Annotated in this window: 23 protein-coding genes and 1 rRNA gene; 12 read left to right on the plus strand and 12 right to left on the minus strand. The window is 29.6% G+C overall.

What is annotated here, in order from left to right; all coding sequences use genetic code 11:
* Positions 1-71 precede the first annotated feature (71 nt).
* From I2A66_RS15420 to rpmH, 12 genes are all read right to left on the minus strand, one after another.
* Positions 72-1,214 (minus strand): aminotransferase class V-fold PLP-dependent enzyme, encoded by a 1,143-nt coding sequence (locus tag I2A66_RS15420; RefSeq protein WP_195251940.1) that lies wholly within the window; start codon positions 1,212-1,214, stop codon positions 72-74.
* A gap of 23 nt (positions 1,215-1,237) precedes the next feature.
* The gene (locus tag I2A66_RS15425; protein ID WP_195251941.1) at positions 1,238-2,110 is read right to left on the minus strand and encodes a ParB/RepB/Spo0J family partition protein; all 873 of its coding nucleotides are present in this window, start codon (positions 2,108-2,110) and stop codon (positions 1,238-1,240) included.
* Between the two features lies 1 nt (position 2,111).
* Positions 2,112-2,885, minus strand: a complete 774-nt coding sequence (locus I2A66_RS15430) for a ParA family protein (protein WP_122641053.1) — start codon at positions 2,883-2,885, stop codon at positions 2,112-2,114.
* 52 nt (positions 2,886-2,937) lie between these two features.
* Positions 2,938-3,720, minus strand: a complete 783-nt coding sequence (gene noc / locus I2A66_RS15435) for a nucleoid occlusion protein (protein WP_122641052.1) — start codon at positions 3,718-3,720, stop codon at positions 2,938-2,940.
* A 160-nt stretch (positions 3,721-3,880) separates the two neighbouring features.
* Complete coding sequence (gene rsmG / locus I2A66_RS15440; protein ID WP_147516733.1) at positions 3,881-4,600, minus strand: 16S rRNA (guanine(527)-N(7))-methyltransferase RsmG; 720 nt, start codon at positions 4,598-4,600, stop codon at positions 3,881-3,883.
* Entirely contained in the window at positions 4,593-6,488 is a 1,896-nt protein-coding gene (gene mnmG / locus I2A66_RS15445) for a tRNA uridine-5-carboxymethylaminomethyl(34) synthesis enzyme MnmG (protein WP_122641050.1), read from the minus strand. The genes rsmG and mnmG overlap by 8 nt, the downstream gene beginning before the upstream one ends.
* A gap of 117 nt (positions 6,489-6,605) precedes the next feature.
* Entirely contained in the window at positions 6,606-7,985 is a 1,380-nt protein-coding gene (gene mnmE, locus I2A66_RS15450) for a tRNA uridine-5-carboxymethylaminomethyl(34) synthesis GTPase MnmE (RefSeq protein WP_122641049.1), read from the minus strand.
* Positions 7,986-8,102: 117 nt separating this feature from the next.
* Positions 8,103-8,747 (minus strand): RNA-binding cell elongation regulator Jag/EloR, encoded by a 645-nt coding sequence (gene jag, locus I2A66_RS15455; protein WP_122641048.1) that lies wholly within the window; start codon positions 8,745-8,747, stop codon positions 8,103-8,105.
* The gene (locus I2A66_RS15460) at positions 8,719-9,423 is read right to left on the minus strand and encodes a YidC/Oxa1 family membrane protein insertase (RefSeq protein WP_122641047.1); all 705 of its coding nucleotides are present in this window, start codon (positions 9,421-9,423) and stop codon (positions 8,719-8,721) included. Before I2A66_RS15460 ends, jag begins: the two co-directional genes overlap by 29 nt.
* Positions 9,424-9,448: 25 nt before the next feature.
* Complete coding sequence (gene yidD, locus I2A66_RS15465) at positions 9,449-9,670, minus strand: membrane protein insertion efficiency factor YidD (protein WP_206425661.1); 222 nt, start codon at positions 9,668-9,670, stop codon at positions 9,449-9,451.
* Positions 9,671-9,738: 68 nt separating this feature from the next.
* Entirely contained in the window at positions 9,739-10,083 is a 345-nt protein-coding gene (gene rnpA, locus I2A66_RS15470) for a ribonuclease P protein component (protein ID WP_122641045.1), read from the minus strand.
* Positions 10,084-10,159: 76 nt separating this feature from the next.
* Positions 10,160-10,294 (minus strand): 50S ribosomal protein L34, encoded by a 135-nt coding sequence (rpmH, locus tag I2A66_RS15475; protein WP_021428024.1) that lies wholly within the window; start codon positions 10,292-10,294, stop codon positions 10,160-10,162.
* Positions 10,295-10,932: 638 nt separating this feature from the next.
* Between rpmH and dnaA the strand changes: the two genes are divergently transcribed.
* The 12 genes from dnaA to I2A66_RS15535 all read left to right on the plus strand — a co-directional run.
* Positions 10,933-12,255: a chromosomal replication initiator protein DnaA gene (gene dnaA, locus I2A66_RS15480; protein WP_207734794.1), complete on the plus strand. Its 1,323-nt coding sequence runs from the start codon at positions 10,933-10,935 to the stop codon at positions 12,253-12,255.
* Between the two features lie 242 nt (positions 12,256-12,497).
* Entirely contained in the window at positions 12,498-13,604 is a 1,107-nt protein-coding gene (gene dnaN, locus I2A66_RS15485; protein ID WP_195251942.1) for a DNA polymerase III subunit beta, read from the plus strand.
* Between the two features lie 135 nt (positions 13,605-13,739).
* Complete coding sequence (yaaA, locus tag I2A66_RS15490) at positions 13,740-13,946, plus strand: S4 domain-containing protein YaaA (protein ID WP_122641042.1); 207 nt, start codon at positions 13,740-13,742, stop codon at positions 13,944-13,946.
* 15 nt (positions 13,947-13,961) lie between these two features.
* Positions 13,962-15,077 carry a DNA replication/repair protein RecF gene (recF, locus tag I2A66_RS15495; protein ID WP_195251943.1) on the plus strand — a complete coding sequence of 372 codons (1,116 nt, stop codon included), beginning with the start codon at positions 13,962-13,964 and terminating at the stop codon, positions 15,075-15,077.
* Positions 15,078-16,979, plus strand: a complete 1,902-nt coding sequence (gene gyrB, locus I2A66_RS15500) for a DNA topoisomerase (ATP-hydrolyzing) subunit B (protein WP_195251944.1) — start codon at positions 15,078-15,080, stop codon at positions 16,977-16,979.
* Positions 16,980-16,996: 17 nt separating this feature from the next.
* On the plus strand, positions 16,997-19,426 hold the full coding sequence (gene gyrA / locus I2A66_RS15505; protein ID WP_147516728.1) for a DNA gyrase subunit A: 2,430 nt from the start codon (positions 16,997-16,999) through the stop codon (positions 19,424-19,426).
* 71 nt (positions 19,427-19,497) lie between these two features.
* Positions 19,498-19,779: a YtxH domain-containing protein gene (locus I2A66_RS15510; protein ID WP_122641038.1), complete on the plus strand. Its 282-nt coding sequence runs from the start codon at positions 19,498-19,500 to the stop codon at positions 19,777-19,779.
* Positions 19,779-20,039 (plus strand): DUF948 domain-containing protein, encoded by a 261-nt coding sequence (locus I2A66_RS15515; protein ID WP_122641037.1) that lies wholly within the window; start codon positions 19,779-19,781, stop codon positions 20,037-20,039. The genes I2A66_RS15510 and I2A66_RS15515 overlap by 1 nt, the downstream gene beginning before the upstream one ends.
* Before the next feature lie 15 nt (positions 20,040-20,054).
* Complete coding sequence (locus I2A66_RS15520; protein WP_164489090.1) at positions 20,055-20,372, plus strand: STAS domain-containing protein; 318 nt, start codon at positions 20,055-20,057, stop codon at positions 20,370-20,372.
* A gap of 3 nt (positions 20,373-20,375) precedes the next feature.
* Entirely contained in the window at positions 20,376-20,783 is a 408-nt protein-coding gene (locus tag I2A66_RS15525; protein WP_122641036.1) for an ATP-binding protein, read from the plus strand.
* Positions 20,783-21,556, plus strand: coding sequence for a SigB/SigF/SigG family RNA polymerase sigma factor (locus I2A66_RS15530; protein WP_122641035.1), 774 nt, complete (start codon positions 20,783-20,785; stop codon positions 21,554-21,556). Before I2A66_RS15525 ends, I2A66_RS15530 begins: the two co-directional genes overlap by 1 nt.
* 256 nt (positions 21,557-21,812) lie before the next feature.
* Positions 21,813-22,055 (plus strand): 16S ribosomal RNA (locus I2A66_RS15535); the annotation flags it as partial.

The following is a 22,055-nucleotide window of genomic DNA, read 5'->3' on the forward strand; positions in this document are numbered from 1 at the left end:
CACATAATATGTATATTTTCTAAAAAAAATAAGGTAATATCTTCAAATTTTAAGATATTCCCTTATTTTTTTTAATTATTATTAACAATTTCTTTTAATGCATTTATAACTTTATCTATTTCTTCTTTTGTATTAAAATACCCTAAGCTAAACCTAACAACACCTTGTTCTAATGTTCCTAATGTCATATGAGCTAATGGCGAACAATGAATACCAGATCTAACTGCTATATCATATTGACTATCTAATAAAAATGTCACTTCTCCTGAGTCCATATTCCCTAAATTTAAAGCTATTACTGCAGCTTTTTCTTTTACATTATTCGGTCCATATATTATTACATTGGGAACTTCATTTAATCTATCCATCATATACTGACATAAGTCTTCCTCATGTTCTCTTATCTTATCTATACCTTCTTCTAATATAAATTTAACACCTGCATTCAAACCTGCAATACCAGGCGTATTATGTGTCCCTGATTCATATTTGTCTGGAACTAAGTTAGGCTGAAATAAATCCTCAGATTTACTACCTGTTCCTCCCTCTTTTAGTATATTTATATTTAATCCTTCTTTTATATATAAGATACCTGTACCTTGAGGTCCAAACAAACATTTGTGACCTGGTGCTGCTAACATATCTATATTAATCTCTTTTATATCAATATTATAAACTCCAGCAGTTTGTGATGCATCTACTAAGTATAAAATATTATGTTTCTTTGCAATCTCGCCGACCTTCTTTATATCTACCAATGTTCCACATACATTTGAAGCATGTGTTGTAACTATTAATTTAGTATTCGGCTTAATTGCTTTTTCTAATTCTTTTACATTTAGAAATCCATGTTCGTCACAATTAACAACTGTATTTTCTACTCCATATGCCTCTAATGCTTTTATAGGTCTTATCACTGAGTTGTGTTCCATACTCGTTGTTATTATATGGTCATTTTCATTAACACTACCTTTAATAGCTAAGTTTAATGAATCTGTAGCATTGGAAGTAAATATAATATTCATGGGATTATCTATATTAAATAATTTTGCTATATTTTCTCTTGCATCATATATTTCTCTTGCAGCCCTCATTGATAATTTATGACCTGCTCTACCTGGATTAGCACAGTAGTTTTTCATACAATCTGAAATTGCATTATAAACTGATTCTGGCTTTGGAAATGTAGTTGCTGCATTATCTAAATAAATCATATTTTATTTCCTTTCTTAAAGGCTTATACCTCTTCAAGTAACATAGATACTATATTGTTTAATTCATCTTCATTATAGTATTCAATTTCTATCTTTCCTTTTTTCTTACCTCTAGATATATTCACCTTTGTTCCAAATATGTTCCTTAATCTTTCTTCTACATCTACAATAAATATATCTTTTTCTTTTTTGCTAGTAATTTTAACCTCTTTATCTTCACTTATTTTCTTTGCTAGACCTTCTGTTGCTCTTACAGAAAGTTCTTCTTCTACAATTTTTTTCGCAATTTCTAATTGCTTATCTAAATCTGTTATTCTAAGTAGAGCTTTTCCATGTCCAGCTGTTATTTCTCCATATTCTATCATTGATAAAACTTCATCTTTTAAATTAAGAAGTCTAATAGTATTTGTTATATGAGGTCTACTTTTGCCTACTGCTTCAGATATCTCTTCTTGAGTTACATGATGATTATCAATTAAGCTTTTATATGCTAATGCTTCCTCTACTGGATTTAAATCTTCTCTTTGTAAGTTCTCAATAAGAGCTATCTCCATTATATCTCTTAATGGTAAATCTTTTACAACTGCAGGAATTGATTCTTTTTGTGCTTTCTTGCTAGCTCTATATCTTCTTTCTCCCGCTATTATCATATATTTACCATTTTCATCAGGTTTTACAACTATAGGTTGTAAAACTCCATAAGATTTAATAGATTCTGATAATGTTGTTATTTTTTCTTCATCAAATACTTTTCTTGGTTGATCACCATTAGGATATACTTTATCTATATCTAATTCTATTATTTCTTTTTTGTCAAAATCCATCTGTACTTCTGGTATCAATGCACTAAGTCCTTTCCCTAATCTGTTGCTTCTTTTAGATACTCTCTTCTCCATATTATATAATATCCTCCTCTAAATCTATAAATTCTTCTGCTAGCTCTAAATATGCTATTGATCCTCTACACTTATTGTCATAATAAATAACTGGCATTCCATGACTCGGTGCTTCTGCTAATCTAACATTCCTTGGTATAAGTGTTGTATAAACACTACCTTTAAAATATTTTTTTACCTCTTCAACAACTTGAATAGATAAGTTAGCTCTTCCATCGAACATACTTAAAACAACACCTTGAATATCTATGTTAGGATTTAATCTCGATTTTACTAATTTTATAGTTTCCATAAGCTGACTAACACCCTCTAAAGCATAGTACTCACACTGTATCGGTATTAAAACACTATTCACAGCTGTTAAACAATTTATAGTAAGCATCCCTAAGGAAGGTGGACAATCTATAAATATGTACTCATATTCATCTACAACTTCTTTAATGGCCTTTTTTAATATATATTCTCTATTATCCATAGCAGATATTTCAATTTCTGCGCCTGCAAGATCTGTTGCTGCTGCAACAATATCTACATTCTCAAATTCAGTTTTTATAATAGAATCTTTTATACTAACGCCTTCTAACATAACTTCATATATGGTATTTTCAACTTCATTTTTCTCTATACCATATCCACTAGTGGTGTTTCCTTGTGGGTCTAGGTCTAAAACCAATATTTTTTTACCCATTTGACCTAAACTAGCGCTTAGGTTTACATTTGTTGTAGTTTTCCCAACTCCACCTTTTTGATTAAATACTGCAATTATTTTGCCCATAAGTTTTCCCCCTTAAAACTTTTAAAAAAAGATTACTGCTAAGCAGTAATCTTTATTTTTTAGGAATTCTTACAACGACTTCCATGTAATCTCCCTTATCTATTTCATTATACTTAGCCTTAATACCTGTATTTAATATAGCATCAAAAGCTTGCTTCATTGTGTTTAAATATATTTTAATTCCCATAGAAGCTTTTATACTTTGTTTTTTATCTTCATCAGCTACTTGTAAGCTTTCTATCATATCATTAATTAATTTTTCTGTTTTTTTAACAGTGAGTTCATTTTTTATTATTTTATCTAAAACATCTCTCATTAAATCTTCAGCTGGTAATTTTAAAAGAGCTCTTGCATGTCTTTCTGTTAATCCATTTTCAACTAACTTTATTTTTACATCAGATGGAAGTCTCAATATTCTAAGCTTATTAGCTATAGTAGATTGATTCTTTCCTAATTTTTCTGCTAATTGTTGTTGAGTAAAGCTATGCTCTTTTATTAAACTCTCATATCCCATAGCTTCTTCGATGAAATTTAGATCTTCCCTTTGAAGATTCTCTAGTAGTGCTAATACTGCTGAAGATTCATCTGTCATATCATGAATAATAGCCGGTATGGTTTTAAAACTTGCAAGTTTTGCCGCTCTAAATCTCCTCTCCCCTGCTATTAACTCATACTTATCATTTTTTTGTCTAACAGTTATTGGTTGCAATATTCCATAAGTTTTTATAGAATTACTCAACTCTTCTAGTGCTGTCTGTGAAAATACTTTTCTTGGTTGATATGGATTTGGAACTATATTTTCTATAGATATCTCCATAACTCTTTTATCTTCCATAACATCCCTCTCTCATTAGATATAAATATATTTGAATTTCAATAAATCTTTACATTATTTAAGTAATTTCTTAGAAATAACACATCTGTCTACTAGATATAATATTTCTCCATAATAACCACTTAATCCTTCTAATATTATAGAATTTATTCTACTCTTTCTATTTTATAGGACTTTTTGCTGGTTTTCCAGCTTTTCTTGGGTACTTTTCTGGTGTATTTCTTACTTTTTTGAATACTAATATATTGTGTTTTAATTCTTCATTAGGTAATTCTATATCAATTTTTTCAACAAATTCTACCCCTAAAACCTCCATTGCAACTTTAGATTCTTCTAACTCTAAATTAGCATTTGGACCTTTTAAGCATACGAAATAACCACCTACCTTTACAAAAGGTACGCAAAATTCCATTAAAATAGGTAGCCCAGCAACTGCCCTAGCTGTTGCTACATCATATTTTTCTCTATATTCCGAGTTTTTACCAAAATCCTCAGCTCTCCCATGTATAAACTCTACATCTTCAAGATTCACAGCATTACTAACTTCTTGTAGAAAATTTATTCTTTTATTTAAAGAATCTAAAAGAGTTAGTTTTATATCTTTTAAGCATATTTTAAGTGGTAACCCAGGAAATCCTGCACCTGTACCAACATCTATTAATGATATGCCATCTTTTATATATCCATTCTGAACTGCTGAAATAGAGTCTAAGAAGTGTTTTATAAACACTTCTTTCTCTTCTTCTATTCCAGTTAAGTTCATTTTTTGATTCCAATCAACTAATATTTCTCTATATGTTTTTAGGTCATTTATCATTTGGTCATTTGCATCTATTCCAAATTCTACAATACCTTGTCTTAATATATCGTCGTTAGTCATTCTTTCCTCCTCTATTTCTCTTCATTTGCTCTAAATATATAAGAAGAACTGAAATATCCGCAGGAGAAACTCCTGATATACGTGATGCTTGCCCTATAGATATAGGCTTTATATTATCAAGTTTTTGTCTGGCTTCTATTCTAAGACCTTCTATTGATGCATAACTTATATCTTCTGGAAGCTTTCGATTCTCTAACTTTTTAAATTGATCTATTTGCTTTAATTGCTTTTCTATATAACCTTCATATTTAGTCATTATTACACATTGTTCTTTAACTTCATCTGACACATCATCTCCAGCACCTTTACCTATTGCATCTATTAATTCGTAAGTAACCTCTGGACGCTTTAAGAATTCATATAAAGATAAACCTACCTTTATTTCTGATGCTCCTAATTCTACTAACTTTTCATTTACATCCTTAGGAGTAACTCTCTCAGTCTTTAATCTTTCCAGTTCTTTTTCTACTTCTTCTTTTTTATTTAAAAATCTTTGGTATCTTTCTTCCGAAACAAGACCTATATCATATCCTCTTTGAGTAAGTCTCATATCTGCATTATCTTGTCTTAAATATAATCTATATTCAGATCTAGATGTCATCATCCTATATGGCTCATTTGTCCCCTTTGTAACTAGATCATCTATTAAAACACCTATATAAGCTTCTGATCTATCAAGTACAAAAGGTTCTTTACCTTGTAATTTCATAGCCGCATTTATACCTGCTATAAGACCTTGTGCTGCAGCCTCTTCATATCCTGAAGTTCCATTAAACTGTCCAGCACTAAATAAATTCTCTACACCTTTTATTTCTAATGAGATTTTTAATTGAGTTGGATCTATGCAGTCGTATTCAATTGCATAAGCTGGCCTCATCATTTTTGCATTTTCAAGACCTGCCACACTCTTATACATTTGTACTTGTACTTCATAAGGTAAACTAGTTGATATACCTTGTATATACATTTCTTTTGTATCTAAACCTTCTGGCTCTATAAATATTTGGTGTGAATCTTTATCGTTAAATCTTACAACCTTATCTTCTATAGATGGGCAATATCTAGCACCCGTACTCTCAACCTTTCCACTATACATTGCTGATCTACCTAAGTTATTCATGATTATTTCATGAGTACCTACATTAGTTCTTGTTAAATAACATGGAACTTGATCTATTTCTATCTTATCTGTTAAGAATGAGAATGGGGTTATCTTTTCATCTCCTTCTTGTATTGTCATTACTGAAAAATCAATACTATCTCTGTGTATTCTAGCTGGTGTTCCTGTCTTAAATCTTCTCATATTTAATCCTAATTTAACTAAGCTTTCTGTTAGATTTTTAGCATATCCTAATCCATTAGGACCTTCCATGAAAGAAACTTCCCCCATGTATATTTTTGAGTTTAAATAAACACCAGTTGCTAATATAACTGCCTTTGCATAGTACTCACAACCTAATTTTGTAATAACACCCTTAACTACATTATCTTCATGTATTATATCTATAACTTCGTCCATAACTACATCTAAGTTTGGCTCGTCTTCTATAGTTTTTTTCATTTCCGTATGATATTTAAATTTATCTGCTTGAGCTCTTAATGAGTGTACTGCTGGTCCTTTAGCTGTATTAAGCATTCTACTCTGTATAATTGTTTTATCAGCATTTATTCCCATTTGCCCACCAAGAGCGTCTATTTCTTTAACTAATTGTCCTTTTCCAGTTCCACCTATATTAGGATTACATGGCATCATTGCTATTGAATCTAGAGTTAATGTTATCATTAACGTCTTGTGTCCCATTCTTGCAGTCGCTAAAGCCGCTTCACAACCTGCATGTCCTGCTCCAACAACTATTACATCATATTGTCCTGCATTAAAATTTTTCATGCAAATCTCCTCTCTAATATCCTAATGTTTCACAATAAACATTATTGTTTTACAAAAATATTTGCTGCAATTTATAAATTATAAATTTTTCGATTAATATTTACAATTTATTTCCTATTATTTACCTATGCAGAAATTAGCAAATATAGTATCTAGTAAATCTTCTTTTACCGTATCTCCATTTATATATCCTAGGTAATCCCATATGTTTTTAAAATCAACTTCTATAAAGTCATATGGCATATTTTGATCTATTGCAATTATAGCATCATTTATAGACTCATATGCTTTTAAAAGAGCATCTTTATGTCTAGAATTTGTTACCATTAAGCTAGAAGAGTTTTTAACACTACCTTTATAAACCATCGCTTCTATCTTATCTTGTAATTCTTCAATTCCCTTATTCTGTAATGCTGATATCTTTATTATACTACTACAGTCAACATATTTAGACAATTCGTCTAATTCGATTTGTTGAGGTAAGTCTGTCTTATTTAATAAAACTATGGTCTTTTTATTTTCTAATGTTTGAAGTATTTCTCTATCCTCTTCAGATAATGGTCTTGATGAATCTAAAACCATTATAACTAAGTCTGCCGTATTATATGATTCTTTTGATTTTTCTACACCAATTTTCTCTACGATATCTTCTGTTTCTCTGATTCCCGCTGTATCTACTATTTTTAGAGGGATTCCTTTTATATTTACAAATTCCTCAATTACATCTCTAGTAGTTCCTGCTATGTCTGTAACTATAGCTCTATTTTCACCTAATATAGAATTTAATAATGATGATTTTCCTACATTTGGTTTACCAATTATAACTGTTTTTAATCCGTCTCTTAATATTTTTCCACTTTCAGCAGTATCATATAATTTTTTAATTTCACTTCTTAATTCTTCTGCATTTTCTCTAAGAGTCTTATATGTTATTTCTTCTACATCTTCTTCTGCAAAATCTATAGAAACTTCTAGATGAGCTAAAACTTCTGTTACTTTAAATCTTAACTCTCTTATTTTTTTAGATAAACTACCTTCTAATTGACTTTGTGCTACTTCATGAGCTTTATCAGTTTTCGCTTTTATTACATCTATTATAGCTTCTGCTTGAGATAAATCTATTCTACCATTTAAAAATGCTCTTTTTGTAAATTCTCCAGCATCTGCTAATCTTACATCTTTAGACAATATTAATTCTAATATTTTCTTTACAGAAATAAATCCACCATGACAGTTTATTTCTATAACATCTTCACCAGTATAAGACTTTGGTCCTTTCATATAAGCTACCAACGCCTCATCTATTACTTTTTCTCCGTCCACTACTGTCCCATATATTAATGTTCTAGTATTGTATTCTTTTATCAATTTTCCTGTTACAGATTTGAATATGCTCTCAGCTACAGAAAGTGCTTTTTCTCCACTTATTCTTATAATTCCTATTCCACCTTCACCTGGAGCTGTTGCTATTGCTGCTATAGTATCATCTATAAACAAGTTTATCACCTCTTATATAACAAATTTTATCTATATTATTTTAATTGTTACCTTAATCTTTACATTATATAAAATAAATTTCAAAAATAAAACCCCCTATAGATAGGAGGTTAAATTTTATCTTTTATATTCTACAACTAATCTTCTATATGGATCAGTCCCTTCACTATAAGTTATTACATACTTATCATTTTGAAGAGCTGAATGCATAATCCTTCTTTCATAAGGATTCATATAATCTAATTTTCTAGTTTTCTTAGTTTTTTTAACATCTCTAGCAACTTTATTTGCATATTTTATTAAAGATTCTTCTCTTTTTGATCTATAATTTTCGATATCTACAAGAACTCTTAAATGTGAATCTTTATTTATTTTATTAAGAGCTAATCCTGTTAGGAATTGTATAGAATCTAAAGTTTCTCCTCTTCTTCCTATCAAACATGCAGCCTCTTTGCCTTCAATTATAACTTTTATTAGATTATTATCTTGAGATACATTTACTTTTGCATTAATTTTTGCATTTTTTAATATATTTTCTACAAAGCTTTTTGCTATATCTATCTCATCTTCTTTCACTACTGTAATTTTATAAGTTCCTTCTTTAGAACCTATAAAACCTAAAAAACCTTTACTTGGAGCTTCTATTACTTCAACTTCAAGATCTCTCTCAACGATATTTAAGTTTTCTTTGTTGAATTCTTCTAGTGCTGAAAGTATAGCCTCTTCTTTTGTTTTACTTTTTAAATTTAGGCTTCGTTTCATTTATTACTTCCTCCTTAGAGTTAGCCAGTTTAGCTTTTAAAGGATTCATTATTAAGTAATATTGAGCTATAGAGAATAAGTTACTTACTGTCCAATATAGTGCAAGACCTGCTGGGAATGTATAACCCCAGTAGAATGACATCGCCGCCATAACATAAGTCATAGTTTTCATTGGCCCTTGAGCTTGATCTGGAGGAGTCATAACTTTTTGCATTACATAAGCACTTACCCCTGAAAGTATACCCATCTCAATATGATGCGTTGATGTTAAACTTGATAGCCATAAAAATCCAGTGTTAGCTGCATCAAATGCACTTGCATCTGGGAAAACACCATAAGCTACAGGATCTCTTAAAACACTGAATAAACCTATTATTATCGGCATTTGTATTAATAGTGGTAAACACCCAGCTAATGGATTTATTTTAGCTTCTTGATATAGCTTCATTATTTCTTGTTGCTGTTTTTCTGGCTTATTTTTATATTTTTCTTGTATTTCTTGCAACTTTGGCTGTATATCTTGCATAGCCTTAGTCGATTTAGTCTGCTTAATTGTAAGTGGTAATAATATTATTTTAACTAATATTGTAAATGCTATTATTGACCATCCGTAATTTTGCACGACATCATATATAATTCTTAAAACATGCCCTAATAAATTACCAATTATGTTCAATTCTCCATACCTCCTAGAGTATCTTTTATTTTAGAGGATCATAGCCTCCTGGATGAAAAGGATGGCATTTTAATATTCGCTTTATTGTCAGATACACACCTTTAAATAAACCATACTTTTTAAATGCCTCTATAGAATATTGCGAACAAGTGGGATAAAATCTACAAGTAGGTCCCTTTAGAGGGGAGATATACTTTTGATATAACTTAACTAAACAAATACATAATTTCGATAAGTATGTATTCATTTCCTTCATTATAAACATTAATTTATTCAATCTTGAAAACCTCCATGATACAATACCCCATATGTACCTTATATATACATTTCAGATTTTCTAATAAGATGTTTCATAGATTTTTCTATTTCATCATAATTAGCATCCTTTATCGCAACTCTTGCAATAAAAACAATATCATATCCACTCTTAACGTTTTCATCTATATTTAATCTATAGGATTCCTTAATTCTTCTTCTTACTTTATTTCTTACAATCGCTTTTCCTACCTTTTTAGATACAGATATTCCAATGCGACTATTTTCTGATTTATTTTTTAGTATATACATTACTAAATATCTATTTGCAAAAGATTTGCCGTGTTTATATACCTTTCTAAAATCAGAATCTTTTTTTAAACCTTGTGTTCTATTAAAGTCCATCTTTTAATCCTCCATAAACACAGCTTTTACCATTTTTCTACACAAAAAGGCCACTTTTAAGCGGCCCTTCTAGCTATTAGTGAGTTAATCTCTTTCTTCCTTTAGCTCTTCTTCTTTTTAACACGTTTTTTCCGTTAGAAGTTTTCATTCTTTTTCTGAAACCATGTTCTTTCTTTCTTTGTCTTTTCTTTGGCTGATAAGTTCTTTTCATTCTATTGCACCGCCTTTCAGATTTTTTCCGTTTTATTTTTATACTTTTATTATTAAAATAACAACTTTACCCTCAAAGTAAACATAACACATACAATTATAAATGCTTTTATTTTAGTTGTCAACGTGTTTTTAGGGTGTCTGGTATACAAAAATTCGTACAATATATATATGTGTATATAACTTTGTTTTTAGATTATCATCAACTGTATAAAAATAGTGGAATTTATACCTGTGTGTATTTTTATCAACAAAATTATAATACTGTGGATAAATTCCTCATATCGTATTGAAGTTTGGCATATATTCTGATATTATTAATATGCTTGTTGATAATGTTAATAAATTTATCAACTATTTTTATTTTATTCACAAACTGTGGATATAAATGTGTATAACTTATAAATCTTAAGACAATACTTTACTTATAAAGTCATTTATTATTAATTTTTACTAGTTTATAACTTTATATACATATTGTTTATATCTTTTATACTTTTTAGGTTAATTTTGACTTATTTTATATTATCCACATCATTATCCATAACTTTAATTATTATTTTTAATTTAATATAGATTTTTTTATTTTTGTTAATAACTTTGTGGAAAATGTTAATTATTTGTTCGGAGGTTTACATTATGGATATAGTTTCTTTATGGGACAAGACATTACAATTAATAAAAGGTGAGTTATCTCGCCCTAGCTTTAATGCTTTTTTTAAGCAAATAGTTCCTTTAAAAATTTACTCGAATGATTTAATTCTTCTAGTTCCTAATGAATTCACGAAAAGCATACTAGAAGATAGATACTTAGCTTTAATAGAAGGTTCAATAAATCAATTATCATTAAAAAAGTACAACGTAAAATTTGTATTGAACGAATCAGAAGTTGAAGGCTTAGATGAAGAAGAAACTAAACCTTCTAATATAAAAAAGAATTATCCTAATTTAAATCCTAAATACACTTTTGATACATTCGTAATTGGTAATAGTAATAGATTTGCTCACGCAGCTTGCGTAGCAGTTGCTGAATCTCCTGCAAAAGCATATAATCCTCTTTTCTTATATGGAGGAGTTGGATTGGGTAAAACACATTTAATGCATGCTATTGGGCATCATATATTAAGTGAAAAAAAGGATCCAAAGGTAGTTTATGTTTCATCTGAAAAATTTACAAATGAACTTATAAACTCAATAAAAAATGATAGAAATGAAGAATTCAGAAATAAATATAGAAATGTTGATGTACTTTTAATCGATGATATTCAATTTATTGCGGGTAAAGAAGGTACACAAGAAGAGTTCTTCCATACATTTAACTCATTACATGAGGCAAATAAGCAAATCATCATATCTAGTGATAGACCACCAAAAGAAATTCCTACACTAGAAGATAGATTAAGGTCTAGATTTGAAATGGGGCTAATAACAGATATTCAGGCACCTGATTTTGAAACTAGAATAGCAATACTTAGAAAAAAAGCTCAAATGGAATGTATTGATGTTCCAAATGAAGTTATGACTTATATTGCAAAAAATATCAAATCAAATATAAGAGAATTAGAAGGTGCTCTTACTAGAGTTGTGGCATACTCATCTCTTACAAATAGACATATATCTTTTGATCTTGCGACTGAGGCATTAAAGGACATTATAACAACTTCTAAAACTGAAGAAATTACAGTAGACAGAATAAAAGAAAAAGTTTCTAATGTCTTTAATATCAAAATGGAAGACTTTAATTCTAAAAAAAGAACTCGATCAATAGCTTATCCAAGACAAATAGCTATGTATATATCTCGCGAGCTTACAGATTTATCTTTACCTAAGATAGGAGAGGAGTTCGGGGGAAGAGATCATACAACAGTTATTCATGCCCACGATAAAATATCAAAAGATATACAAGAAAATGAAGATATAAAAGCAAAAATAGATAAAATTATGTCTGAACTAAAAGGCTAATCTTATACACATTTGTCTGTTAATATCGATTTAATAACATGTTGATAAGATTTTTGTCTATTTTTTAATCACAATATATTCTACAAAAACTAACAAAGATATTAACATTTTGTACACATGTTAATATCTTTGACTTTATTCGCGTGTAAATACTTATGCACATTATCAACAACACCTACTACTATTACTACTAATATTTTTATTTATTTTTTTGTATAAAAGGCAAGAGGAGGTTATCCACAGTGAAAATAATTTGTAATCAAAAACTATTAGCTCATAAAATAGGAATAGCTCAAAAAGCTATTAACGGAAAAGCAACTTTAGAACTACTAAAAGGATTGTTATTAACTGCGAAACATGATCAATTGAAACTGACTGGGTATGATTTAGAAATAGGTATAGAAACATATGCTCAATCGGAAGTAATTGAAGAAGGTGAGATAGTTGTTAATGCTAGACTATTTGGAGATATAATTAGAAAGTTACCTGATTCATTTGTCGAAATAGAAACAGATAACGATAATAATATATATATAAACTGTGTTAATTCAAGATTTAAAATAAAAGGTGAGAGTGCAAAAGAATTTCCTAAATTACCAGAAGTAAAAGAGGAAGATTTATATAGTATTCCCCAAGATCTATTAAAAAATATGATTAAGCAAACAGTATTTGCTACATCTCAAGATCAAACTAAACCAATATTAATGGGAGAATTATTAGAGATTGTTGATGGAGATATAAGTTTAGTAGCGATAGATGGATATAGACTAGCTGTTAGAAGTTGTTCAATTGACAATACTATAAATAACGCAAAAGTTATAATTCCAGGAAAAACTTTAACTGATGTAAATAGTTTATTATCATCAGAAGAGGATATTAAAATTGGATTTGATGATAAAAATGCAATTTTTATCATAGATGATACTAAAATAATTACTCGACTTTTAGAAGGTGAGTTCATAGATTATAAAAAATTACTTCCTAGAGAATATAATTCTAAGATAAAATTAAAAACAAGAGATCTTTTAAACAGTATAGAAAGAGCATCATTATTATCTCAAGCTGAAAAGAATAATCTTATAAAATTAACTATAAGAGATAATTCTATGGCAATAACATCAAATACTGATAAAGGTAATGTTTATGAGGAAGTTTCTTTAGAATTAGAAGGTGAATATCTAGATATTGCATTTAACTCTAGATATTTCTTAGAAGGATTAAAAAATATAGATAGTGAAGAAATATTTATAGAATTTACTACAAATGTTAATCCATGCATAATAAAGCCTGCTGATGATATTAAATACACTTACTTACTGCTTCCAGTAAGGATTTCATCGAATATATAGACATTAAAAACCCAACTAATCTTAAAGTTGGGTTTTTTGTCAGTAAATTATGCTACTTAGTAAATTTATGATATAATATATTTTTAGCGTAATATTGGAAGAATAATATAAATATAAACAGGAGGAGTCAACATCATGATGGAGATAACTATAGATACAGAATATATAAAATTAGATCAATTTCTTAAACTAGTTGACTTTGCATCTACTGGTGGACATGCAAAATTCTTAATTCAAGAAGGTGTTGTAAAGGTTAATGGTGAAGTTGAAACTAGAAGAGGAAAAAAAATTAGACCAGGAGATATAGTAGAGGTTGAAGGACAAAAAATTAAAGTAGTGTAAAAAGGAGCGCCTTTTATGCGACTAAATACTTTACAATTAGTTAATTTTAGAAATTATGATAATTTACATATAAATTTTAACAAAAAGATAAATCTTCTTATTGGTAGAAATGGTCAAGGGAAGACAAATATAGTAGAATCTATATATATGCTGTCTTTTGGAAAATCATTTAGAACTAGTAAAGATAAAGAAATTATAAAATTTGGAAAAGAAAATTTATATGTAGGAGGTAGCTTCTCAAAATATAACTCAGATAGTTTGATAGAGATAGCTATTGGAAAAAATAAAAAGGGTGTAAAGATAAATAAAGTGCATATTCAAAAAATGTATGAATTACTTGGAAACTTGAATATAGTAATCTTTTCACCAGAAGATTTAAGGTTAGTAAAAGAAGGTCCTAAAGAACGTAGAGCATTTATAGACAAAGAAATTAGTCAGATTATGCCTAAATACTATAGTTACCTTACTAACTATAATAAGATTCTATTTCAAAGAAATAAGCTTTTAAAAGGGAACTTTGTTGATAAGAATTTGTTGGATGTTTATGATGAAAGTCTTGCTAGGTATGGGAGTTATATTTATATACTGAGAAGAGATTTTATAAAAAAAATAGCTAGTATATCAATGACCATGCATAAAAAGCTAACCGATGATATTGAAGATTTAAAAATCAATTATAAGAATCAAATCAATTTAATAGATGAAGATACTATTGAGACTGCATATAATAAATTTTTTGATAAACTTGCTTCAAGCAGAGACCATGATATAGAAACTCGATCTACTAGATATGGTATACACAAAGATGATTTAAATATATACATTAATGATTTAGATGTTAGACTATATGGATCTCAGGGTCAACAAAGAACAGCTTCTATATCTTTAAAGCTATCAGAAATAGAATTAATAAAAAATGAAGTAGGAGAATATCCTATTCTAATCTTAGACGATGTTTTTAGTGAGTTAGATGAAACTAGGCAAAGACTTCTTATAGAGAATTTGAGCTTAGTTCAAATGTTTATTACTACGGCTGAGATTTCACATAAAAAAATATTTAATGAAAGCAATACAACTATTTTTAATATAAACCAAGGAAATGTTGTGAGCATAGAGAATGGAGGGAACTAAATGAAACAAGAATACGGTGCAAGTCAGATACAAGTATTAGAAGGATTAGAAGCCGTTAGAAAAAGACCTGGTATGTATATTGGTTCAACTGGTCCAAGAGGATTACACCATTTAGTTTATGAAATCGTGGATAATAGTATCGATGAGGCTTTACAAGGATACTGTTCAAAAATATACGTAGGTATAAACGAAGATGGAAGTGTTACAGTAAAAGATGATGGTAGAGGGATACCTGTAGAAGTTCATCCTAAAACTGGTAAATCAACTTTAGAAACAGTATTAACAGTTCTTCATGCGGGAGGAAAATTTGGTGGAGGAGGATACAAGGTATCTGGAGGTCTTCACGGAGTTGGGGTTTCTGTAGTTAATGCTTTATCAGAATGGTTAGTTGCTGAAGTATATAGAGATGGTAAAATATATAAGCAAACTTATGCAAAAGGTATAACTACATCTGCATTAGAACCTGTAGGAGAGGCTACTCATACTGGAACTATAATTACATTTATGCCTGATGCAACAATATTTGATGAAATAGAGTTCAAATATGAAACATTAGAATATAGACTAAGAGAATTAGCATTTTTAAACAAAGGCATAAAAATAGTATTTGAAGATAAAAGACATGAAAATCCTAAGAAAAAAGAATTCCATTATACAGGTGGATTAGTTGAGTATGTAAAATACTTAAATAAAAATAGAACTGGAATCCATGAAGATATAGTTTATATAGACAAAAAAGTTAAAGATTGTGTAGTTGAGTTGGCTATGCAATATACTGATGGTTATACAGAGAACATATATTCTTTTGCTAATAATATAAATACTCATGAAGGTGGAACTCACTTGAGTGGATTTAAATCAGCTCTTACAAAAACGATAAATGATTATGCAAGAAGAAATAAATTAATCAAAGAGAGTGAACCAAACTTAGTAGGAGAAGATATAAGAGAAGGTCTTACTGCCGTAGTATCAGTTAAGCTTCCCGAACCTCAATTCGAAGGACAAACTAAAACTAAGCTTGGAAATACAGTTATGAGAAGCATAGTTGATGGTGTAACTGTAGAAGAATTAGGAGCATTTTTAGAAGAGAATCCTACTACTGCTAGAATTATAGTAGATAAAGGGCTTAGAGCTCAAAGAGCAAGAGAAGCTGCAAAAAGAGCAAGAGAGTTAACTAGAAGAAAGAGTGTTCTTGAAAGTACCTCATTACCTGGGAAATTAGCTGACTGCGCTGAAAAGGATCCAGCTAAGAGTGAAATATTCTTAGTCGAAGGGGATTCTGCCGGTGGTTCTGCTAAGCAAGGTAGAGATAGACATACTCAAGCTATATTGCCATTAAGAGGTAAAATACTTAACGTTGAAAAATCTAGATTAGATAAAATATTATCTTCTGATGAAATAAAGAATATGATAACTGCATATGGATGTGGTGTAGGAAATGATTTTGATTTAGAAAAATTAAGATACCATAAAATAGTAATCATGACCGATGCTGATGTGGATGGTGCTCATATAAGGACATTATTACTAACATTCTTCTTTAGATATATGAGGCCTCTTATAGAAGAAGGTTATGTATATATAGCACAACCACCTTTATATAAAGTTAAAAAACAAAAGAAAGAATACTATGTTTATTCAGATGCTCAACTAAATAGTTTATTAGATGAGATAGGCAGACAAGGTGTAGAGCTTCAAAGATATAAAGGGCTTGGAGAAATGAACGCAGAGCAGTTATGGGATACAACAATGAACCCAGAAACTAGAACTTTATTACAAGTATCTATAGATGATGCAGTAGTTGCAGATCAAATATTCTCAATGTTAATGGGAGATAAAGTAGCTCCTAGAAAAGAATTTATAGAAGCTAATGCCACTTACGTTAGAAACTTAGATGTATAAGAAAGGGGAATGTGTAAATGGAAGAAAATAATAACAAAATAATCCCTGTTGAAATAGCGGAAGAAATGAAGAACTCTTATATCGACTATGCGATGAGTGTTATAGCTGGTCGTGCCCTTCCAGATGTAAGAGATGGACTAAAGCCTGTTCATAGAAGAATATTATATTCTATGAGTGAATTAAATTTAACTCCAGATAAACCTTACAGAAAGTCTGCACGTATAGTTGGGGACGTTCTAGGGAAGTATCATCCACATGGTGATACAGCAGTTTATTATGCTATGGTTAGAATGGCTCAAGATTTCTCTACAAGAGGACTTTTAGTTGATGGTCATGGTAACTTTGGTTCTGTGGATGGGGATTCACCAGCGGCAATGCGTTATACAGAAGCAAAAATGAGCAAATTATCTTTAGAGCTATTAAGAGATATAGATAAAGAAACAGTAGACTTTATACCAAACTTTGATGAGTCTTTAAAAGAACCATCAGTTTTACCATCAAGATTCCCTAACCTTTTAGTTAATGGATCTAATGGTATAGCCGTTGGTATGGCAACATCGGTACCACCTCATAACTTAGGTGAGGTTATAGATGCAACTATACAACTAATAGATAATCCAGAGTGTACTGTTGAAGATTTAATGCAAAATATACAAGGACCAGACTTCCCAACTTCGGCAATAATAATGGGAAAAGAAAGTATAGCAGATGCATATAGAACAGGTAGAGGTAAGGTAAAAGTTAGGGCTAGAGCGTGCATAGAAGAACTAGCTAAAGGAAGACAGCAAATCGTTGTAACAGAAATACCATATCAAGTAAATAAGGCTAAATTAGTAGAAAGAATAGCTGAATTAGTTAAAGATAAGAAGTTAGAAGGAATATCTGACTTAAGAGATGAGAGTAATAGACAAGGTATGAGAATTGTTATTGAATTAAAGAGAGATGCTAATGCTAACATAGTGTTAAACAATCTTTATAAACATTCTCAAATGGAAGATACTTTTAGTATCATAATGCTTGCACTTGTAAATGGAGTGCCTAGAGTATTAAATCTTAAGCAAATATTATACTACTATTTAGAGCATCAAAAGGATGTTGTGACTAGAAGAACTAAATTTGATTTAAATAAGGCTGAAGCTAGAGCTCATATATTAGAAGGTTTAAAAATAGCGTTAGATAATATAGATGCTGTTATAAGCTTAATAAGAGCTTCAAAAACTACTCAAGAAGCTAAATCTGGATTAATAGAGAAGTTCAATTTAAGTGATGTCCAAGCTCAAGCTATTTTAGATATGAGACTTCAAAGACTTACAGGTTTAGAAAGAGATAAGATAGAAGCTGAGTACGAGGAGCTACTTAAGAAAATAGAAAGATTAAGAGCTATACTAGCAGACGAAAAGTTACTTCTTAATGTAATCAAAAAAGAAATTTTAGAAATAAAAGAAAAATATGCAGATGAAAGAAGAACTGAAATAAGACATGCTGAAGGCGAAATTGATATGAGAGACCTTATAAATGATGAAGAGATAACTATAACACTTACTCATTTTGGTTACATCAAAAGATTGCCATCAGATACTTATAAGAGTCAAAAAAGAGGTGGAAGAGGAGTTGCAGCTCTTACTACAAGAGAAGAAGACTTCGTAAAACATCTGATAACAACGACTACTCATAGTAGATTATTATTCTTTACAAATAGAGGTAGAGTATTTAGGCTAGATGCATTTGAAGTTCCAGAAGGAAAGAGACAATCTAAAGGAACAGCTATAGTTAATTTACTGCAATTAGCTCCTAATGAGAAAATAGCGACATTGATTTCTATAGATGCTAAAGAAGAAGTAAAATATCTATTATTGGCGACTAAAAAAGGAATAGTTAAGAAAACTGATAGAGAAGAATTTAAGAATATAAATAAATCTGGTTTAATAGCTATAGGATTAAGAGCTGATGATGAGTTAATAGATGTTAAACTTACAGATGGAAATAAAGAAGTTCTTTTAGCTACAAGAGAGGGGATGTCTATAAGATTTGATGAAAATGATATAAGACCTATGGGAAGAACTGCTATGGGTGTTAAAGGTATAACATTATCATCGGATGATGAAGTTGTATCTATGAATCTTTGTGACGAAGGAACTGATTTACTTGTAGTTAGTGAAAATGGATTAGGAAAAAGAACTGATATAAATGAATATAGAAGTCAAATAAGAGCTGGTAAGGGAATAAAAACTTATAACAACAGTGATAAGACAGGAAAACTTGTTGGAGCCGAAATGGTAAATGAAGATGATGAAATTATGATAATAAACTCTGATGGAGTTCTTATTAGATTAAAAGTATCTGATATATCAATATTTGGTAGAGTAACAAGTGGTGTGAAACTAATGAAAACTAATGATGAAGTTAATGTAGTTTCAATAGCTAAAATAAATATGGAAGAAGAATAGGAGTTTATCCTATTCTTTTTGTATAATTTAGGTATAATTTAGATATGTATATATAGAGAGGAGAATGTGCAATGAGTAGAAAACGTGGAAAATATTTATTTTTAGGAGCTATAATAGGATTTATAGCTGGATTATTTTTTGCTCCTAAGAAGGGATCAGAATTAAGAAAAGAAGTTAAGGAGAAATTTGACGAAGTAAAAGATAATCCTAAAGATGTTCTACATGAAACATTAGAAGATGTAAAAGAAAAAATATCATTACTTACAGATGATTGTGATGAAGATAATATAAAAATATCAGAAGAGGAAATAATAATTAGTAGAACATTTAATGACGAGGGAGATAATAAATAATGAATGCAATGGGGTGGCAAATAGGAGCTGTTTTATTTGGTGCTTCGGCCTTAATCATAGCTATATATATAGCTAAGTTACTAAATAGTACAACTAAGGTTGTAGAAAATGCCAATAGATTAATTACTTATAATGAAAGACATATTCAGGATATAATTGAAAATACAGCATCTATAACAGAAAGTGTAGATGAAATTATAGAAGTAGCAACAAAAGTAACTAGTATGTTTAAAGTATTTAGAATTTTTAAAAGTAGATAAACAGGAGGTTTTTAAATGTCAATAAATATAAATTCTGTATTAGACTCTCAAAATAATATTTGGAATATATCATTAGAGGGAGAACTAGATGTATCTACATCAGATAAATTAAAAGAATGTTTACATAGCTTGGCAGATAAAGAAATGTTAGATATGAAAATTAATCTTGAAAATCTAGATTATATAGATTCTACAGGATTAGGTGTTATGATAGGGGTTTTAAAGAAGTTAAAAGTGGGAAATAAGGAAATATATATAGTTAACCCTAAAAATAATGTTAGAAAAATTTTTAATATAACAGGTCTTGATAAAATATTTAAAGTGGAGGGATAGACTTTGACTTGTGAAAGTATAAAAATGGAGATTAGTGCAAATCCAGATTATGTAGGAATTATAAGATTAACCACTTCAGGTATAGCAAATAAAATAGGATTTTCTATTGATGATATAGAGGATATAAAAGTTGCAGTATCAGAAGCTTGCACAAATGCAATCAAGCATAGTTCAGATGATAAGTTTTATATAAGTTTTAATATGCTAGATAATGGACTTAATATAGAAATTAGAGACAATGGAAAAGGCTGTGATGTAGAATGTTTAGGTAAGCCTGATTTAAAAAATCCAAAGGAAAATGGGCTTGGTATATTTATAATACAGGCTCTAATGGATGAGGTAAGTATTGAGTCAGAAGACAATAAAGGAACGACAATAAAAATGACTAAATATTTAGGAGTTGATAATTAATGAAAAATGTAGCTAATGCTACTGATTACCTAAATATGGATAATAAAGAACTGTTCAAGATATATAGTAAAAATAAAGATAGAGAAATAAGAAATATTTTGATTGAGAGACATCTATATTTAGTAAACTTGCTAGCGAGAAAGTATATTAATAAAGGTGTTGAATTTGAAGATATATATCAAGTTGCATCGTTAGCACTTATATATGCTATTGATAGATACGATATTGAAAAAGGATTTGAATTTTCTAGTTTTGCAACACCTACAATAGTTGGTGAAATAAAAAAATATTTTAGAGATAAGGTATGGACATTGAGAGTACCTAGAAGGGTACAAGAACTAAGTAAAAAAATTAGTGAAGCGAAATTGGTTTTAGAACAAGAAAATAAAAAACATCCTAAAGCAAGAGATATAGCAAACTATATAGGATGTACAGAAGAAGATGTTTTAGAAGCAATGGAAGCATCATATGGATATCAACCTATTTCGTTAGATGCTTCAAGTAATGATGACTCTGAAGATAAAGATATTACACTTATCGATAAGATCGGACAAGAAGAAAATGATTTTAGAGATATAGAACATAATGACTTTATAAATAAGTTTATAGATACATTAAATGAATTAGAAGTTAAAATATTTAAAGATAGATTCTTCTTGGATAAAACTCAGTCAACTATTGCAAAAGAATTAGATATATCTCAAATGACTGTATCTAGATTAGAAAGAAAGATTGTAAATAAGCTTAGAAAAGAATATGAAAAAAATATGTAAATAAATTTTAAAAAAAGTATTGACCTACTGTTTAATAGATGATATATTATTACTTGTCCAAGAGATACGGACAAAAAATAAAACGAAAGAAAATGTTGACAAGATTGAAATAACTTGTTAAGATAAGTAAGTCGAAACAATGAACTTTGAAAATTAAACAGTAGGTTAATTTATAAATTTATTCTTATTTAAGAATTAAAACACAAACAACCAAGCCAGATATTCAGATAATGACTAGCTGAGCAATGGACAACTTTTATTTGAGAGTTTGATCCTGGCTCAGGATGAACGCTGGCGGCGTGCCTAACACATGCAAGTCGAGCGAACTTCTTCGGAAGTGAGCGGCGGACGGGTGAGTAACGCGTGGGTAACCTGCCCTATACACACGGATAACGTACCGAAAGGTACGCTAATACGAGATGATATATTTTTATCGCATGGTAGAAATATCAAAGCTCCGGCGGTATAGGATGGACCCGCGTCTGATTAGCTAGTTGGT

The sequence above is a fragment of the Romboutsia sp. 1001713B170207_170306_H8 genome, from assembly GCF_015550495.1.
GTDB lineage: Bacteria > Bacillota > Clostridia > Peptostreptococcales > Peptostreptococcaceae > Romboutsia_E.

Excerpts from the sequence above, each read along its gene's own strand:
- I2A66_RS15420 (WP_195251940.1), bottom strand. The coding sequence starts at position 1,214 with ATGATTTATTTAGATAATGCAGCAACTACATTTCCAAAGCCAGAATCA.
- I2A66_RS15425 (WP_195251941.1), bottom strand. The coding sequence starts at position 2,110 with ATGGAGAAGAGAGTATCTAAAAGAAGCAACAGATTAGGGAAAGGACTT.
- I2A66_RS15430 (WP_122641053.1), bottom strand. The coding sequence starts at position 2,885 with ATGGGCAAAATAATTGCAGTATTTAATCAAAAAGGTGGAGTTGGGAAA.
- noc (WP_122641052.1), bottom strand. The coding sequence starts at position 3,720 with ATGGAAGATAAAAGAGTTATGGAGATATCTATAGAAAATATAGTTCCA.
- rsmG (WP_147516733.1), bottom strand. The coding sequence starts at position 4,600 with ATGACTAACGACGATATATTAAGACAAGGTATTGTAGAATTTGGAATA.
- mnmG (WP_122641050.1), bottom strand. The coding sequence starts at position 6,488 with ATGAAAAATTTTAATGCAGGACAATATGATGTAATAGTTGTTGGAGCA.
- jag (WP_122641048.1), bottom strand. The coding sequence starts at position 8,747 with ATGAAACGAAGCCTAAATTTAAAAAGTAAAACAAAAGAAGAGGCTATA.
- yidD (WP_206425661.1), bottom strand. The coding sequence starts at position 9,670 with ATGAATACATACTTATCGAAATTATGTATTTGTTTAGTTAAGTTATAT.
- rnpA (WP_122641045.1), bottom strand. The coding sequence starts at position 10,083 with ATGGACTTTAATAGAACACAAGGTTTAAAAAAAGATTCTGATTTTAGA.
- rpmH (WP_021428024.1), bottom strand. The coding sequence starts at position 10,294 with ATGAAAAGAACTTATCAGCCAAAGAAAAGACAAAGAAAGAAAGAACAT.
- dnaA (WP_207734794.1), top strand. The coding sequence starts at position 10,933 with ATGGATATAGTTTCTTTATGGGACAAGACATTACAATTAATAAAAGGT.
- yaaA (WP_122641042.1), top strand. The coding sequence starts at position 13,740 with ATGATGGAGATAACTATAGATACAGAATATATAAAATTAGATCAATTT.
- recF (WP_195251943.1), top strand. The coding sequence starts at position 13,962 with ATGCGACTAAATACTTTACAATTAGTTAATTTTAGAAATTATGATAAT.
- gyrB (WP_195251944.1), top strand. The coding sequence starts at position 15,078 with ATGAAACAAGAATACGGTGCAAGTCAGATACAAGTATTAGAAGGATTA.
- gyrA (WP_147516728.1), top strand. The coding sequence starts at position 16,997 with ATGGAAGAAAATAATAACAAAATAATCCCTGTTGAAATAGCGGAAGAA.
- I2A66_RS15510 (WP_122641038.1), top strand. The coding sequence starts at position 19,498 with ATGAGTAGAAAACGTGGAAAATATTTATTTTTAGGAGCTATAATAGGA.
- I2A66_RS15515 (WP_122641037.1), top strand. The coding sequence starts at position 19,779 with ATGAATGCAATGGGGTGGCAAATAGGAGCTGTTTTATTTGGTGCTTCG.
- I2A66_RS15520 (WP_164489090.1), top strand. The coding sequence starts at position 20,055 with ATGTCAATAAATATAAATTCTGTATTAGACTCTCAAAATAATATTTGG.
- I2A66_RS15530 (WP_122641035.1), top strand. The coding sequence starts at position 20,783 with ATGAAAAATGTAGCTAATGCTACTGATTACCTAAATATGGATAATAAA.